Source organism: Sunxiuqinia indica (assembly GCF_009847015.1).
In the GTDB taxonomy this organism is placed as follows: Bacteria; Bacteroidota; Bacteroidia; order Bacteroidales; family Prolixibacteraceae; genus Sunxiuqinia; species Sunxiuqinia indica.
Genome location: NZ_WVEM01000002.1, coordinates 380,428 through 400,703, shown reverse-complemented (window position 1 = coordinate 400,703; position 20,276 = coordinate 380,428). Strand labels below are relative to the sequence as shown.

General features: G+C 44.1%; 1 protein-coding gene. It reads left to right on the top strand.

Annotated elements, in window-relative coordinates:
• Positions 1 to 214 precede the first annotated feature (214 nt).
• Positions 215 to 20,263 (top strand): HYR-like domain-containing protein, encoded by a 20,049-nt coding sequence (locus GR929_RS04870; RefSeq protein ID WP_235934063.1) that lies wholly within the window; start codon positions 215 to 217, stop codon positions 20,261 to 20,263.
• Positions 20,264 to 20,276 lie beyond the last annotated feature (13 nt).

Sequence of the window (20,276 nt, the reverse complement as noted above, 5' to 3'; positions counted from 1 at the left end):
CATCACGTACACAGCCAGCAGTGTTTGTGGACAAACGCTAATTAAAACGGCGACCATCATTGTCAAGCCTGCTCCGATACCGGAACTAATCATCCCGACATTCCCGGATTCACTGAGCTGTGAAGAGGCTGATGCCTTTGCAACGCCTGATGATACCACATTCAGCAATGGGTTAGGTGGCGACTGTGAAATAAATGGCTCAGCAATTGCATCAATGACTAAGACTTACGATGAATGTACTGGTGGTACAATCACCATCACGTACACGGCCAGCAGTGTTTGTGGACAAACGCTGATTAAAACGGCGACCATTATTGTCAAGCCAGCTCCAATACCGGAACTAATCATCTCAACATTCCCGGATTCATTGACCTGTGCAGAGGCTGATGCATTTACAACGCCTGATGATACCACATTCAGTAATGGTTTAGGTGGCGATTGTGAGATTGGTGGAAATGCTATAGCTTCAATGACTAAGACTTACGATGAATGTACCGGTGGTACAATCACCATCACGTACACGGCCAGTAGCGTTTGCGGCCAGACACTAACTAAAACAGCGACCATCATTGTCAAGCCGGCTCCGATACCGGAACTGATCATCCCAACATTCCCGGATTCATTGAGCTGTGCGGAGGCCGATGCATTTACAACGCCTGATGATACCACATTCAGTAATGGTTTAGGTGGCGATTGTGAGATTGGTGGAAATGCGACGGCTTCAATGACTAAGACTTACGATGAATGTACGGGTGGTACTATTACAATTACGTACACAGCCAGCAATGTTTGTGGTCAGACGCTGATTAAAACAGCGACCATCATTGTCAAGCCAGCTCCGATACCGGAACTAATCATCCCAACATTCCCGGATTCATTGACCTGTGCAGAGGCTGATGCATTTACAACTCCTGCCGACACGACATTCAGCAATGGTTTGGGTGGCGATTGTGAGATTAATGGTTCAGCAATTGCATCAATGACTAAAACATACGATGAGTGTACCGGTGGTGCAATCACCATCACGTACACGGCAAGCAGCGTTTGCGGCCAGACACTGATTAAAACGGCGACCATCAACGTGAAGCCTGCTCCGATACCGGAACTGATTATTCCTACATTCCCAGATTCAATGACTTGTGAAGAGGCCAATAACTTTGCAGATCCTGCAGATACCACATTCAGCAACAACCTGGGCGGTGATTGTGATATCAGTGGTACCGCGACGGCAACAGTAGCCAGGGATTTCAATCCTTGTGATGGTGGAACAATAACGATTTCTTATTCAGCCACAACGATTTGCGGAACTGTACTTAGTCAGTCAACGACCATTAATGTGCTGCCTGCAACTCCTTCATCATTAACAATTCCGTCATTCCCGGACACACTAACTTGTGATGAAGCAAATGCTTTTGTTACACCATCTGACACCACTTATTCCAATGGACAAACCGGTGATTGTGAAATTGGAGGAACAATTACCCCAACAGTCACTGAAAACTGGGATGAATGTAGTGGAGGAACAATTAGTATTGAATATACAGTTGTTGACGCATGTGGAAAAACATTAACTCAGACTGCGGTTATAGTTGTTAAACCAGCACCAGAACCCGTATTTACGTCGTTCCCTGCATCTCAAACCATTGAATGTGATCAGGCAAGTGCGTTTATTACAACCATTACGCCGCTTACTTATACAAACAACGAAACCGGAGCATGTGAGATTTCCGGAACCGTGCAACCAACAATAAATGAGCAATGGGACGTCTGCGGCGGAACAATTAAGGTCACTTGGGATACCATAACGGTATGTGGACAAACACTGAGCTATACTCAAACAGTCAACGTAATTGATACCGTTGCTCCTTCAATTTCTTGTCCGGCTGATATTGTAGTTGAATGTGCTTCAGAAGTTCCGGCTCCAGACATCGCATCTGTAAATACATCTGACAACTGCGACACTGATCTGTTGATTGAATTCATCAGCGATGTTTCTGATAACAACACGTGTCCCGAAACAATTACACGCACTTATCAGGCAACTGATGATTGCGGTAACTCCTCAACTTGTAGCCAAATCATTTTGATTACCGACACAATACAACCAACGATTTTATGCCCGCCGGATACGGTTGTTCAAAAGATGAATGATGTGCCTGATCCGATTGATAACCTGGCAGATTTCATTGCCGCTGGTGGAACGGTCAACGACAATTGTGGAATTGCCGATCTAATTTATGTTGGACAGGACATTTCAGGTCATTGCCCGCGTGTAATTACAAGAACCTATCGTGCGATTGACGATTGTGGAAACTTCACTGAGTGTACTCAAAGAATCTTGCAAGGAGATACAATTGCTCCTTCAATCAGTTGTCCTCCAGACATTGAAGTGCAATGCCTGGCAGATGTTCCAGCAGCATATGCTGACAGAACTGAATTTACAGATGATGGTGGAGTAATTACAGATAATGCTGGCGTTGAATCATTCAGACTATTGGATGAAACCCAATCAGGTTCTTGCCCAACCATTATTGAACGAACCTACCAAATTGAAGATTCTTGTAAGTATACGGATGAATGCACGCAGCGAATCATTATCAATGATACGATTGCACCTGTATTGAGTGGACCACTTCCTGGTGATACAACTGTTGAATGTGGTGCCATCCCTGAACAGGCGATACTAACGGCGACGGATAATTGTTCTACGCCGATAGTAACTCCAACCGTTGATCCATTTACAGTCGACATCTGTAATGGTTACTCAATCACTTACAGATGGGAAGCTGAAGATGATTGTGGTAATACGTCACAACATAGTCAGACGATCAACGTGTTACCAGCCACTCCGGCAACACTGGTTATTCCATCATTCCCAACAGAAATAATCTGTGAAGAAGCAGATGCATTCGTAACACCGGCAGATACAACATTCTCCAACGGGTTGACCAATGAATGCGAAATTAGCGGAACAGCCACGCCAACAGTTACCAAGAGCTTTGATCCTTGCAGCGGTGGTACAATTACCATTACTTACACGGCTACTGATGCTTGTGGTAACAGCCTGAGCGAATCAGCAATTATTAATGTATTGCCGGCAACGCCAGCTACATTGACAATACCAACATTCCCAGCTGAAATCACTTGTGATGAAGCGAACTCATTTGTAGCTCCAACAGATACGACTTATTCAAACGGTCAAACAGGAGATTGTGAAATTAGTGGTACGATCACCCCGATAGTAACCGAAAATTGGGATGAATGTAATGGTGGTTCTATTTCAATTGAATACACAACTGTTGACTCTTGCGGACAAACATTGACACAAACAGCCATTATTAATGTATTACCGGCGTCACCGTCAAGTTTAACAATACCGACTTTCCAAAGCGAAATGACCTGTGAGGAAGCGGATGCATTTACGACGCCTGCCGATACGATCTATTCGAACGATCTGACCGGAGGTTGTGAAATTAGCGGAACGGCTACGCCTACCGTTACCAGAGAATATGATGCATGTAGTGGTGGTACGATGACAATTACATACACCGCAACTGATGCCTGTGGTGCAAACTTAAGCCAGTCGGCAATCATTGACATATTACCAGCCCCAGCCCCAGTGCTTGAAATACCGACGTTCCCAACTGAATTGACTTGTGAAGAAGCTGATGCATTTGCCACACCTGTAGATACCGCATTCTCTAATGGATTAACCGGCGTTTGTGAAATCAGTGGAACGTCTGTACCTGTCGTTGACAAAAACTACGACGCATGTTCCGGAGGTACCATCACCATCACTTACTCGGCTACGACTGCTTGTGGAACAAGTCTCAGCAAAACAGCCACAATCAACGTATTGGCAGCTCCAGAGCCAACATTAGTCATTCCATCATTCCCAACAGAGATGACTTGTGAAGAAGCTGATGCCTTTACAACACCGCCAGATACGGCATTCTCCAACGATTTGACCGGCGCCTGCGAAATTAGCGGAATCTCTGTTCCTGTAGTTGACAAAAACTATAATGCATGTTCGGGAGGAACCATCACCATCACCTACTCGGCCACGACTGCCTGTGGAACAAGTCTCAGCAAAACAGCCACAATCAACGTATTGCGAGCTCCTGAGCCTACATTGATCATTCCGTCGTTCCCAACAGAGTTGACTTGTGAAGAAGCCAACGACTTTGTCACTCCTGCAGATACGTTATTCTCTAATGGGTTGAATGGAGTTTGTGAAATTAGTGGAACTTCGACGCCTACGATAAATAAAAATTACGATGCTTGTGACGGAGGAACGATCACCATCACTTATTCAGCAACAACTGCTTGCGGAACAAGCCTTAGCAAAACGGCCACGATTATCGTGCTGCCAGCTCCGGAACCAACGCTGGTGATTCCATCGTTCCCGACAGAATTGACTTGTGAAGAGGCAGATGCATTCACAACTCCGACAGATACAAGCTACTCAAACGAACTGACTGGTGACTGCCAAATTAGTGGAATAGCTAGTCCGACGATTTCCAGAGATTATGATGCTTGTACTGGCGGAACAATTACGATAACCTACACCGCTACAACAGCATGCGAAACAAGCCTCAGTCAGTCAGCAACCATCAACGTGCTTCGGGCTCCGGAACCAACGTTGGTGATCCCATCGTTCCCGACAGAAATGACCTGTGCTGAAGCAGACGCATTCACAACTCCAATAGATACAAGCTACTCAAACGAACTGACTGGTATTTGCGAAATTAGCGGTTCGGCTGTTCCAGTTATATCCAGAAGTTACGATGCTTGTTCTGGCGGTACAATTACAATTACCTATTCAGCAACCGATGCTTGTGGAACAATCCTGAGCCAATCAGCAATTATCAATGTATTGCCAGCTCCTGAGCCTACGCTAGTGATTCCTGCATTCCCATCAGAAATAAGCTGTGATGAAGCAGATGCCTATACTGTTCCTGCTGATACGACCTATTCAAATAATTTGACCGGTGATTGTGAAATCGGTGGAATAGCAACACCTGTTATTAATAAGGATTTTGATCCATGTACGGGAGGAACGATCACCATTACCTATTCTGCAACAACAGAATGTGGCACAGCACTCAGTCAGACAGCTACAATCAATGTATTGCCAGCAACGCCTTCGTCATTGACGATACCAACATTCCCCGCAGAAATTACTTGTGATGAGGCTAATAATTTTGTGGCGCCGCAAGACACAATCTATACCAACGGACAAACAGGTGATTGTGAAATCAGCGGAACAATTACACCAACAGTCACTGAAAGCTGGGATGAATGTAATGGTGGTACGATTACAATAACTTACACAGCGACTGACGCCTGCGGTAATAACCTGAGTCAAACAGCCATCATCAACGTATTGCCGGCAACGCCGTCTTCACTGACTATTCCTTCGTTCCCAACAGAAATCACCTGTGACGAAGCAAGCAATTTTGCTACGCCGCCAGACACCATCTATACCAACGGCCAAACCGGAGACTGCGAAATTAGTGGCACGATTACGCCAACAGTAACTGAAAACTGGGATGAATGTAACGGCGGTACAATCACAATCGAATACACGGCTATTGATGCTTGTGGAAACACCCTGTCACAAACGGCAACTGTTAATGTGTTAGCGGCTCCTGTACCAACATTTACATCAACTCCATTACCACAAACGATTGAATGCGAGGAAACAAGTACATTTATTGCTGCTGTTCTTCCATTAACTTATACGAATGGCGAAACCGGAACTTGTGAAATTTCAGGTACCGTTCAGCCACAAATCGACGAGCAATATGATGCATGTGGAGGAACAATAACCATTACCTGGGATACTGTTACCAACTGTGGCTATTCATTATCTCAAACTCAAATTATAACTGTAATTGATACCACTCCTCCTGCATTCAGTTGTCCTGCGCCAATTACTGTTGAATGTATTGATGACGTGCCAGCAACTGATGTTTCGGCACCAACGGCAACCGACAATTGCGATAATAATCTGTTGATTGAATTTGTCAGTGATGTTTCTGATAATAACAGCTGTCCTGAAACAATCACCCGAACTTATAGCGCGACTGATGCCTGTGGAAATTCAACCCTTTGCACCCAGTTGATTACAATTACAGACATTATTGATCCAACAATTACCTGTCCTCCGGCGGTGAATTTTGAAACATGCTCGACAGATGAAATTAATGCATTGACCGGTTTGGCATTCACGAATACACTCACAATCATCAGCATAACAGATCTTCAAAATGCCGGTGGCGATGCCGATGATAATTGTGGAATTAAAGAAATTCAGTACCAGGATGTTTCAGCCGGCAATTGTCCAATCACCGTTACTCGCACGTTCACTGTTACCGATTTCTGTGGAAATACGGCAACATGCGACCAACTGATCAACATCAACGATACCGTTAAACCGGATATTATTTGTCCTCCGGATACAACAATTGATATTACCGATTCAATTGATCCGGCAACAACCGGCACCGCGACAGCAACCGACAATTGTGATCCAAACCCGAATGTTACTTATACTGATGTGACAACTCCAGGAGCACACCCGGCAGAGTACACGATCACCAGAACATGGGTAGCAACCGATGCTTGCTCAAATGAGACTTCTTGCATCCAGATCATTACGGTTGATGATAATACTCCGCCGGTTATCACCTGCCCGGCTGACATCACTGTTGAATGTTTCGAACTATCGGACACTACCAATACAGGCGTGGCCACGGCTACTGACGATTGTATGCCAATTACCATTACTTATGCTGATGTTTCTGATAATAATAAGTGTCCTGAAACAATCACACGCACCTGGACAGCGACCGATAATTGTGGTAACAGTTCTACTTGCGACCAGATCATTACCATTCAGGACATTACCAATCCAACCATTGTTTGTCCTTCAAATGAAAGTTTTGAAGCATGCTCTGTTTCAGTTCTAGCTGATTCTACTTCATTGGCTTATTCAGAAACAAATGTTGTGATTGACTTAACAACCCTACAGGCTATTGGTGGTGATGCGGATGACAACTGCGGCATCAAAGAAATTAACTACATTGATGTGTCTAATGGAACGTGCCCAATTACGGTGATTCGAACGTTTACAGTCATCGATTCCTGTGACAATATTTCATTCTGTGATCAAGTCATTGAACTTACAGACACAACGCCACCCGTATTTAACGTGTCATTGCCTCAGGACACGACCGTAGCATGCAGTGATCTGCCGATTCAGGAAACTCTCACTGCGATTGATAATTGTGGAAGTGCGATTGTTTCACCTTCCGTCGATCCGTACACAGCTGATAACTGTAATGGCTATATTGTGGTTTACCGTTGGGTAGCTGAAGATGATTGTGGAAACACAGCAACACATACCCAAACCATCACCGTTAATCCATCTCCGGCTCCAATCTTTACGATTACACCGGCTGATCAAACACTCGAGTGCAATGAAGCTGCCAGCTTTGTGGCTGCAACAGCACCATTAAGCTATACCAATAATGAAACGGGCGCTTGTGAAGTTTCGGGTACGGTACAACCACAAATTAACGAACAATGGGATGAATGTGGAGGAACAATTACCATAACTTGGGATACTACCGTTGTTTGTGGACATGCATTATCATACACCCAAACGATAACAATCAATCCACCGCCGGCACCAACATATACCGTGACACCAACTGATCAATCCATTGATTGTAACGAAGCGGCCAACTTTGCAGCAACCCTTGTGCCATTGACGTATACCAACAATGAAACCGGTGACTGCGAAATATCGGGAACTGTTCAACCACAGATCGATGAGCAATGGGATGAATGTGGTGGAACAATCACGATCACCTGGGATACAACGGTGGTTTGTGGACATGCATTGACGTATACGCAAACCATTACCGTGAATCCTCCTCCTGCTCCCGTATTTACAATTACGCCAGTTGATCAAACGCTGGATTGCAGTCAGGTTGATAACTTCAAGGCTTCTATTCAACCGTTAACTTATTCGAATGGTGAAACAGGTGCTTGTGAAATTCTAGGAACGGTACAACCTCAGATTGATGAACAATACGATGAATGTGGCGGTACAATCACCATCACTTGGGATACCACTGTCGTTTGTGGACACGCTATTACCTATCAACAAACAATTGATGTGCTGGATACAATTCCACCGACTATTGATGTGAACCCATCTGATTTGACTGTTGAATGCGATGGTGCCGGAAATACAACTGACCTGCAAAACTGGCTGGATAACTTCGGCGGAGCTGCCGCGTCAGACAACTGCAGCGGGGTGAATTGGTCAATTGATACAACAAGAACAAACTTCTGTGGTGGTACTTACCAAGTTGAAGCAACATTTACGGCAGAAGATGGCTGTGGATGGAATGTGTCAGCTGTGGCAACTTTCAAGGTAGAAGATACTACCCCACCAATATTCAGTGTTGATCCTTCAAACTTAACCGTTGAATGTGACGGCGCAGGAAACACCACCGATCTGCAAAACTGGCTGGATAACTTTGGTGGAGCCACTGTTACAGATGACTGCAGTACTGTCTCATGGACATTAGATACAACAAGAACTGATTTCTGCGGACGAACGTACCAAGTTGTTGCAACATTCACCGCTGAAGATGAGTGTGGATGGACTGTCTCCGCAACAGCAACCTTTACCGTTGAAGATACAACTCCCCCGGAAATCAATGTTGATTCTCAAAACATGACTGTTGAATGTGATGGCGCCGGTAATAAAGCCCAATTACAGGCATGGCTTGATAACTTTGGCGGAGCGACCGTTTCGGACGACTGCAGTAACATCACCTGGTCGATTGATACAACCAGAACTGAGCTGTGTGGTCAAACCTACCGCCTGGATGCTACATTCACTGCAGAAGATGAGTGCGGACTGACTGTTTCGGCAGTAGCAACTTTCAATGTAGAAGATACAACTCCTCCGGTGATCACTGTAGCTCCTTCCGACAGAACGGTTGAATGCGACGGTGCTGGAAATACCGCTGATCTACAAGATTGGCTCAACAATATTGGCGGCGTGGTTGAATCGGACGATTGTAGCGAAGTTACTTGGTCATTCGATACAACAAGAACCGAACTTTGCGGTCGAACATATTCTGTCGACGCTCTATTTACAGCTTCTGATGAGTGTGGGCTGTCAACTGTTGCTACTGCAACCTTTACTGTTGTTGACAATACTCCACCATCAATCAACGTAAATCCGACTAATTTGACCGTTGAGTGCGATGGAAATGGCAATACAACAGAACTACAAAACTGGTTGACTAATTTTGGAGGGGCCGGAGCGTCAGACGATTGTAGCAATGTTACCTGGTCAATCGATACAGTTAGAACTCCGCTTTGTGGCGAAACCTTCCGGATAGATGCTACCTTCATTGCCGAAGATGAATGTGGATGGACAGTTTCTGCGGTTGCTACATTCACCGTGGAAGATACCACACCTCCAGTGATCGATGTTAGCCCACAAGACCTGACTGTTGAGTGTGACGGCGCCGGAAATACAACTGATTTACAAAACTGGCTCGATAACTTTGGAGGTGCATCGATAATTGATGATTGCAGCAGCATTGACTGGACAATTGATACAACACGCACACAATCGTGCGGACAAACCTATTCTATTGAAGCCCGATTCACTTCGTCAAGCGAGTGTGGCCCGTCAGTGTCAGCGGTTGCAACATTTAGAGTAGTTGACACAACAATACCGACAATTACCTGCCCTGCTGCAATTACCGTTGAATGTATTGCTGATGTGCCTTCTCCAGACATTAGTCTGGTGACTGCCACTGACGATTGCAGCAACGGTTTGACCATTGAATTTGTCAGTGATAACTCGAACGGAGCAAGCTGCCCGGAGATCATCACCAGAACTTATCGTGTAACAGACGAATGTGGAAACAGCAACACTTGTCAGCAGTTGATTACCATTGATGACCAAACACAACCAACTATAATTTGTCCTCCGCAAATTACCGTTCAGCGTATGGTTGATGTTCCAAACAGGCTGAACACGGTTGCCGAGTTCACAACGGCAGGCGGAACGTTGGATGACAACTGCGGAATTGGCTCATTTGAATTTGTAAGTCAGAAAATAACCGGAAAATGCCCACGATTGATCGAACGCATCTACCGGGTAACTGACCTGTGCGGCAATGCTTCAGAATGTACTCACGTGATTTACCAGGGTGATACCATTGCTCCTTTCATCTCATGCCCGGCAGACTTAACCGTTCTTTGTGAAGGTGATGTTCCTGCGGCCTCAAATACCTTGGCTGAATTTATTGCGGCAGGAGGAGTTGCAACCGACAATGCAGGAATTGAATTCTTCAACTATTTGGGTGAAACCAGAACCGGTAGTTGTCCTGAAATCATTTCCCGCACTTATGAAGTTGTTGACTCGTGTAGCAATTCGATGGAGTGTATTCATACCATCACTGTAAATGACACCATTGCCCCAACGGCTTCAAATCCGACATCAATTTCATTCTTATGTGCAGCTGATGTGCCAGCTCCTGATGCTTCTGTTGTTATTGATGAAGCTGATAACTGTACTGCAAATCCAACGGTGACCTTCGTGAGTGATGTCAGTGATAACAATACTTGTCCTGAAACGATCACACGCACTTATCAGGTTACCGATGACTGCGGTAATTCAATAACCGTTACTCAAACCATTACAATAAACGATACCGTTGCACCAACATTCACAGCTCCGGCCAATGTTACCATATACAAAACCAACAACTGTAATTACGATGCGTCAGTTGCCTTTACAGGCGATGTGACCGATGAAAATGATAATTGTGCCGCCAACTTGCAAGCTACCTTTACCGACAACGAAACCACAGGAACTTGCGAAGGCGAATTAATTATAACACGCACCTGGACGTTAACAGACGATTGCGGTAATTCCACGGACCATGGACAAATCATTACTGTGATCGACACCATCGCTCCAACTGCTTCAAACCCGGTAGCCATCGCTGTTCAATGTAGCAGCGATGTCCCGGTGTTTGATCCTTCAGTTGTAACAGATGCAACTGACAATTGCACTTCAAATCCTGTTGTGACTTTTGTAAGTGATGTTTCAGATAATGGCCATTGTCCTGAAATTATTACACGCACTTATCAGGTGACTGACGACTGTGGTAACTTTATACTAATAACGCAAACAATAACCATTAACGATACCATAGCACCGGCGCTCACTTCACCATCAGATATTGTTCTTGAAGCATGTGATCCTTCGGATATTGACGACGCCTCCGTTGCCGGTTCGTCTTCATTACCGTTCAGCACAACAGAAACGACAATCAGTATCGCACAGCTTCAAAATGAAGGAGGTACCGTTTCTGATAACTGTTCGTTGAATTCAATCACCTACATTGATGTAACGGATGGAGCTTCATGTCCTGAAACCATTACCCGTACCTTTACAGCAACCGATGATTGTGGAAACGTAAGCACAGAAACTCAGCAAATCAGAATTGGAGACACCACAAACCCAACGTTGACAGCACCGCCATCTGTCACACTGGAAGCTTGTGATCCATCAGAAATTGATGATCCAACGGTTACAGGGCACACCAACCTGGCATTCAGCACAACTGAAGTAACCATTACAATTGCACAGCTAATTGCTGAAGGAGGACTGGCTTCTGACCAGTGCAACCTGGATAAAATAACTTACATCGATGTGACAGATGGTAATAACTGTACTGAAACAATTACCCGCACATACACTGTAACGGACCATTGTGGTAACTCCATTTCGGGAACCCAGTCAATTGTTGTGAAAGATACAAGGTCTCCTGTATTTACAGATAGTCCATCACCACAAGTAGACTTGAATTGTTCGGATCCACTACCGATTCAGGATACATTGAATGCGATAGACGAATGTGGTACTGTTACAGTCGTTCCTTCTGTCGATCCTTATATTCCAGATCCTTGCAACGGATACACAATCACTTATCGCTGGACAGCAACCGATGATTGTGGTAACTCAACTTCAGTTACCCAAACACTTAATGTACTGCCAGATACGGAAGCTCCTGTTTTTGACGCTGCTCCGACCCCAATTGGGGACATTGCTTGCTATGAATCATTACCTGTTCAGGAAACCCTAACAGCATCGGATAATTGTAGTGAAGTAGATGTTGTTGCAAGCATTGATCCATACACGGAGGATCGTTGCAACGGATACACCATTACTTATCGCTGGACAACGACAGACGATTGTGGTAATTCAACATCAGTTACGCAATCATTTGATGTTTCACCGGATACTGAAAGCCCTACATTTGATCAACAACCTCAACCAATTGCTGATATCAACTATGATGAACCGCTTCCAACTCCAGAAACATTGACTGCCAGTGATGATTGTGGTGATGCTCAGGTAACGCCATCAATTGATCCGTATGTTGAAGATATCTGTAATGGCTACAGTGTAACTTATCGCTGGACGGCGACTGACTTATGTGGAAATACGGTTTCTGTAACACAAACATTCAATGTATTACCGGATAATGATCCTCCGGTGTTTGTGAAACTGCCTGATCCAATTCCGGATATCAACAGTGATGATCCTTGGCCAGCACCTGAAATATTAACAGCCATCGATGGCGACAGTACCTACTTGGTTTATGCAACCGTTGATCCTTACACTGAAGATATTTGTAATGGTTATCCGATAACTTATCGTTGGACAATTTTTGATGAATGTGGAAACGTTGCCGAAGTTGCCCGTACCTTTAATGTACTGCCGGATGTTGATCCGCCGGTATTCCTGGATCAGCCAACACCAATTGCCGATATCAACTGTAACGACCCATTGCCAGCCCAGGAAACCTTAACAGCAATTGATGGCGGAGAAATCATTATTGCCGTGCCAAGTGTCGATCCGTACACGGTTGATGTCTGTAACGGTTATGCCATTACCTATCGTTGGACGGCAACCGACGACTGCGGCAATGCTTCCGAAGTAACACAAACATTCAACGTGTTGCCTGATACAGAAGATCCGGTATTTGCAATCTTCCCATTCGACTTAACCGTGAACTGTGATGAGATTCCACCGGTTGCGACCATTGGAACAGATGTTGTTGCCACAGACAACTGCTCAAATGTAAATATCGTATTTACCGGAGAAAACTCATCGGATGTGCTTTGTGCCTACAATTATACGCTTGAACGCACTTGGACGGCAACCGATGATTGTGGAAACACAGCGACATTTACTCAGCTGATCCACGTAATTGACACGGTAGCACCAACAGCAAACTCACTTGCGGCGATAGGTCCTTACTCTTGTTTCGCTGATGTTCCGGCTCCTGACATTTCATTGATAACCGGTATTGCGGATAATTGTAGTGATACGGTTTATGTGAATTTCGTTGGAGATTCCAGTGAATCAGGATGCTCGGGAACTGTAACGCGGACTTATTCAATTACCGATGAATGTGGAAATTCAGCAGAAATTACGCAGCAAATTACCGTTAATGATGAAACACCACCAACAGCTGATCCGCTGCCGGCCATTGGCCCATACAATTGTTATGCTGATGCTCCTGTTCCAAACATTGAGGATGTGACCGGCGAAAGTGATAACTGTGCGCCAACAGTAACGGTGACTTTCGAATCTGATTCTGAAGATCCGGGATGTTTTGGAACCGTGGTTCGTACCTACCGGATTGAAGATGATTGTGGAAACTTTGCTCTAATTACCCAGACAATAAATATTGCCAATACCATTGCTCCAACAGCTGATCCAATGCCTGTTCTCGGACCATTCAACTGCGAAGCTGATATTCCTCCAGCTGACACCGCCGATGTGATCAACGAACGTGGCTATTGTGATCTTCCGGTTACTGTAACCTATGTTGGAGATACTGACTTCGACGGATGTACTGGTGTTGTTACACGAACTTATCGCATTGAAGATGATTGTGGAAATTATCTGTTGCTTGATCAACTTATTAACATTGAAAACGACGAGCCGCCAACTGCTGACCCGATGCCAATTTTAGGACCATTTAATTGTTATTCGGAAATACCGCCAGCCAATACCAGTGATGTTACCGGCATCACGGCGGCTTGTGGTTTCAATGTTACTGTTTCACACGTGGGAGACAGCGCTGATCCTGGTTGTTCAGGAACAGTGACCAGAACCTATCGTTTGATTGACGAATGTGGAAATACTTCTGAAGTTACCCAGGAAATTCAGATTGAAAATACCACACCACCTACTGCCGGCGCACTGCCTGATCTTGGACCGTATGCATGTTATGACGATATTCCTGCACCGAATATTAGTAACGTAACGGGTGAATTAGCATCGTGCGGTGGTCCGGTAACGGTAAGCTTCATCAGTGATGATCCTGCATCAATTTGTAATGGAATGGTAACACGCACTTACCAGCTGGAAGATGAATGCGGAAATACTTCAGCAGTCACTCAGCAAATTTATGTGAATGACAGCATAGCTCCTGTTATCAATTGTCCTGGAAACGTAACTTATGACTTCCAGGTTGAATTACCTGCAGCAAGCACAACATTGGATGAATTTTTGATTGCCGGAGGAATGGCTTCTGACAATTGTATATTGGATACTTTATCATTCAGACTGGTGTCTGAAACTTCTGATGGAAATAGCAATCCTGAAGTGATTACCCGTTTATATGAAATTGCTGATGCCTGTGGAAATATCAGTCAGTGTGAGCATACCGTAACTGTTCGTTTCAGCTCTGACCTGGCAATTACATGTCCTCCAAACATTACGGTTGACTGTTCAGACGCAATTCCTGCCCCATATGCAAGTATTGCAGAATATGTTGCCGGAGGTGGATCAGTTACAGGAACTTGTGATATCAACAATGTGATCTTCCAATTTATGGGAGATACATCGAATGAATTAACTTGTCCTGAAACAATTACACGCGAGTATCAATTTATTGATAATTGTGGAAGTGTTCGCAGCTGTCAGCAACTGATTATTGTTGATGACACCATTGCTCCAAACTTCGACTCAGTTCCAGCGGATATCCTTACAGATTGCACAACACCGGATGCCTATCAGGATTACACCGAGTTTGTTGCCGCTGGAGGATCTGCTTCTGACAATTGTGGTATTGATCCAAATAGCTTCCGATTGTTCAACCAAAACATAGTGACCAACAGTTGTCCGACAACCATTAAACGCACCTACGAAATCCTCGATTTCTGTGACAACGCTGTTCGCTTCACCCAAACAATTGTGGTGAACGATACCATTGCACCGGACATGTCTTGTCCTCCGGATATCACCGTAAATATTAGCCTGGGAACTCCTGCTGAATTTGGTAGCTACGCAGAGTTTGTCAACAATGGCGGTTCGGCAAGCGACAACTGTATTTTAGATGAAGCTTCATTTACACTGATTACCAGCGACCAAATAGTTAGTGGTGATACTACTTATATCAGCCGCACCTACGGTATTACTGACTATTGTGGAAATGTTGCAACTTGTACGCAAGAAATAGCGGTTTCGTATACCCAGCTTGCAGAAATGATTTGCCCATCTACGATCCAAACTGACTGTCCGGGCAATATACCTTCTGCCTACACAAGCTACATCGAATTTCAGAATTCAGGAGGCCAGATCATCAATATGCCTTGTGCTATTAGTCCATCGACATTTAACACATTTGATATAAATGATGGCGGCAGCTGCCCTGAAACCATAACAAGAACCTATGAGGTGAGTGATATTTGCGGAAACACTGTCAGCTGTGAGCAAATTATTCAACTTCGAGATGAAGAACCGCCAGCAATTAATTGTCCTCCAAATATTTCAATACTAACAACAGATCCGGTTCCGGCTGCCTACACAAGCTATACTGAATTTACAACAGCTGGAGGATCAGCAAGTGACAATTGTACAATTAATGAAAGCTCTTTTGCGTTTGCTGGTCAATCAACGCAAATAGCGGGATCGTCAGAAATCATAACACGCACTTATGAAATTGCTGATGTCTGCGGTAATATTGATCAATGCACTCAGCGAATTATTATTTCTGACACGGGAGTTACAATCACGATTCCTCCAACTACTATTTCTGCAGAATGTGTAGACGAACTCCCCGTTCTTTTCAACGACTACAGTGAATTATTTGGAGATATTGGTGGAAGCTTCACTCCTACTTGTGGAATTGATCCAACGACATTCATTGTCATTAACGAAGATGTATCAGATGGTGGAGTTTGTCCTGAAATAATTACCAGAACTTATCAGGTGACTGACTCTTGCGGAAATATCTATGTCAAAGACTATATCTTCACTATTAAAGACGTAACAGCCCCTATTTTTATTGGTTCTGCAGATATCACCGCACAGTGTTCTGTCCCATCGGTTTATTACAGCATTAAGGATCTTCCGACGGGAATATCATTGAATGAGAATTGTAGAATTAATGAATCAAGTTTCAAATTGGTACAGCAATCATCTCCAATTGGTGGGCCATGTAACCAACAAATTGTAAGACGTTACTCGGTTGAAGATATGTGCGGAAATATAGCTGAGTTTACCCAGACAATCACTATTCGGGATACTGAGAAACCGGTATTCGTACGTGCACCTCAAAATCAAACGGTTACTTGCGGTATTCCGGCTGCTTATCGTAACTACAATGAATTTGCTGCTGATGGCTGGCAGGCAACTGATAACTGTGGACTGAATTATAACAGTTTCACACACGTTTCTGATGATACCACATCTTTCAGTTGTCCAATCGTAGTTTATCGTACATACGCGATTACTGATAATTGTGGTAATACTGCTGAACTTAAGCGTTTCATAACTGCCGTTGATGAAGAACCACCAACAATCAATGCGCCGGGAAACATGCTGATAAACATTGGCACACCATATCCTGATGCTGCGGAGAACTATGCTGAATTCACCGCCCAAGGAGGAACTGCCTTTGACAATTGTGAGATCGATACGGCTTCGTTGAATTTAATCGGTGAAATAACAAATACTTCAGCCGACGCTGACACGATTATTCGGACTTACGAAATCAGCGATGCTTGTGGAAACACTTCTACTGATGCGCAAGTGATCATCATCAACAAAATCGTTCCGGCTTATCTCCTTGACTCACCCGATAAGTACATCGAATGTCGTTCGGAACTAGGTGCACCATTCACCACATTGGCTGAATTTATTGCCGGTGGAGGTTTTGGTTACAGTACCTGTGGCCTCGACCAAAGCACATTCACCATGATTTCTGAAAACTCAGATGGATTGAGATGTCCTGAAACCGTTACACGAACTTACCAGATAATAGATCTTTGTGGTGATACGGCAACTGCTACACAGACCATCTACATTCATGACCTGACAGAACCGACTATTTCATGTCCTGCCAATGTATCAACTAGCTATGAGGAAGGAATACCCGAACCGTTCACAGATTTGGCAGCATTTATCGCCGGTGGAGGACTGGCTATTGATAATTGTGGGATAGTCAACGAAACATTCACGCTGGTTGACGAAACCTACCCACCGGGAACTTGTCCGGAGCAAATTATCAGAACCTATGAAATAGCTGACTCTTGCGGAAATACGGCACAATGTCAGCAAGTAATTACAGTACTCGACAATGTAGGTCCTGAAATGACAGCTCCTGCAGATATTGAAATTGTATGTTTGGGCGACACCACATCATCGTATGCAAGCTATGCCGAATTTGTTACAGCAGGAGGTTCTGCCAGCGATCAATCTGGAATTGTTGAAAGCTCATTCGGCCTTTATACCGTAGTACAAACAACTACGGCAAATGGAGCTGAAGTAATCCGTACTTATGCCATCAAAGACTCTTGCGATAATATTGGCTTTGTTGAACACCGGATCATTGCATTGGATGATGAACCGCCAATTGCAGTTTGTAACGATCTGACGGTCACGTTGGATGAAAACGGAGTTTATCAATTGACTGATATTGATCTTCAAACTATTGGCAACGGTTCATCTGACAATTGCACTGCTGCAAGTGACTTGCTGTTCAGTGTTAGCATCAGTCAATTCGATTGTGCTGATATCAGCGGATTTATTTCCGTAGTCTTGACCGTGACCGATGAAAGTGGCAACAGCTCGACATGTAATACAACCATCCAAGTGCTCGACACCATCGCGCCAACCGTAAATTGTAAGGACATTACAACGTATCTTGGTGCAAATGGTCAGGTGACTGTTTCTGCATCTCAATTATTGGATACCTACGATGATAACTGTAGCATTGCATCAATATTAGTGAACAAGGGAGATTTTGACTGTACAAATATTGGAGACAATCCGGTTTCAATTACAGTTACCGACCTGGCCGGCAACTCAGCGACATGTAGCTCTACAGTTACAATTGCTGATACAATTCCACCACGAATTGTTTGTCAGGATATTGAGTTGTTCCTGGATGCCAGCGATGTATTATCAATTAGTGAAAGTATGATCGTATTGGCAAGCTCCGATGAATGCGGAATAGCTTCTGTAGAATTAAGCAAAACGGACTTTAACTGTTTGAATGTTGGTCAAAATAACGTGACGGTTACTGCGACAGATGTTAATGGTAATGTTTCAACTTGTATTGCACAGGTTATCATCCATGGTAATTCTCGTCCAGATGCACAGAATGATACTGAAACCATTATCCATAACTTGGCTGCAATTATTGATATTTTGGTCAACGACACGGATCCAAATGGCTCGATTGATGCATCAACATTGACTATTACAAACCAGCCAAGTAACGGTACAGTCGTAATAAACAGCGACTTTACAATTACATATACGCCAAATGCCAACTACACCGGAACCGATGCCTTTACTTACAGCATCTGTGACGATGGTATTCCATGTGATACATTGTGTGACGAAGCGCTCGTTCAATTGACAGTATTGCCTCCAAATGAGCCTCCAACAGTTGTGGTTGACAATTTCACTGGTAGCTGTAATAACATCGTTGGAAGCTTAACCATTAATGATTTCGATCCAAATGGAGATCAGCTCATCATCAATACCACACCAGTGGTTCAGCCAACTCAGGGAACGTTGACGATATTCGATGATGGTACATTCCGCTACGAATTTGAACGCGGCATCGCCTATCGCGACAGTTTTGTTTATGAAGTGTGCGATGATAATTACAATAGCATGTGTACGCAGGGAATTGCTTACATCAGCATTTTTGCTGACTCGGATTGTGATGGAGTTGCCGATAGCACTGATATTGATGATGACAATGATGGTATTGTCGATTGGGAGGAAGGAGATCGGACAATTGATTCAGATGGTGATGGAATACCAAATAGTTTGGATATTGATTCGGACAACGATGGTATTATTGATAATATTGAAGCACAGGCAGAAGGTGAATATGTTGCACCAAGTGGATTAGATGAAAATGGAAATGGGTTGGATGATATTTATGAACAAGGCTCACAAGTCGGCATTGACGCAGTTGACACTGACGGCGATGGCACTCCTGATTACTTGGATACTGATTCTGATAACGATGGAGTACCGGATAATATTGAAGGTTATGACATTGGAGCAAAAGGTATTGCCGAGCTAATTCCTGAATATTCGGATATTGACGGAGATGGATTGGATGATGCTTACGACAATTTCTTCGGGAATTACAATACCAATGACCCGGAAAACCCATATGGAACGAATCCACACCTGCAGGACTTTGATAATGATGGAATCCGCGACTGGCGTGATACGGATGACGACAATGACTTGATCCCAACGAAATATGAGGATTTAAACAACAATGGCATTTACTACGACGATGATATTGATTTCGATGGACATCCAGAATATCTGGACTTCCAGGAAGAGTGTGAATTGTTTATTCCTGAAGGATTCTCGCCAAATGGTGATGGCATTCACGATTTCTTCCAAATCGTTTGTATTGACAAGTATCCGAATGCGAAGTTGTTAATCTTTGATCGCTGGGGCGAATCAATGTATGAACACGAACATTACGGAAACTTAAGCTTCTGGGGCAGCTATGAAAAAGCATGGTGGGATGGAAGCCGAACAAACGAAGGTCAATTTGACAGTGAGAAACTTCCGGTAGGTAACTACCTATACATCTTAATCAAAGGAGACGGAAATATGGAAAGAGGTTTTGTAATGATTTCGTATTAAAGAATATTATTAA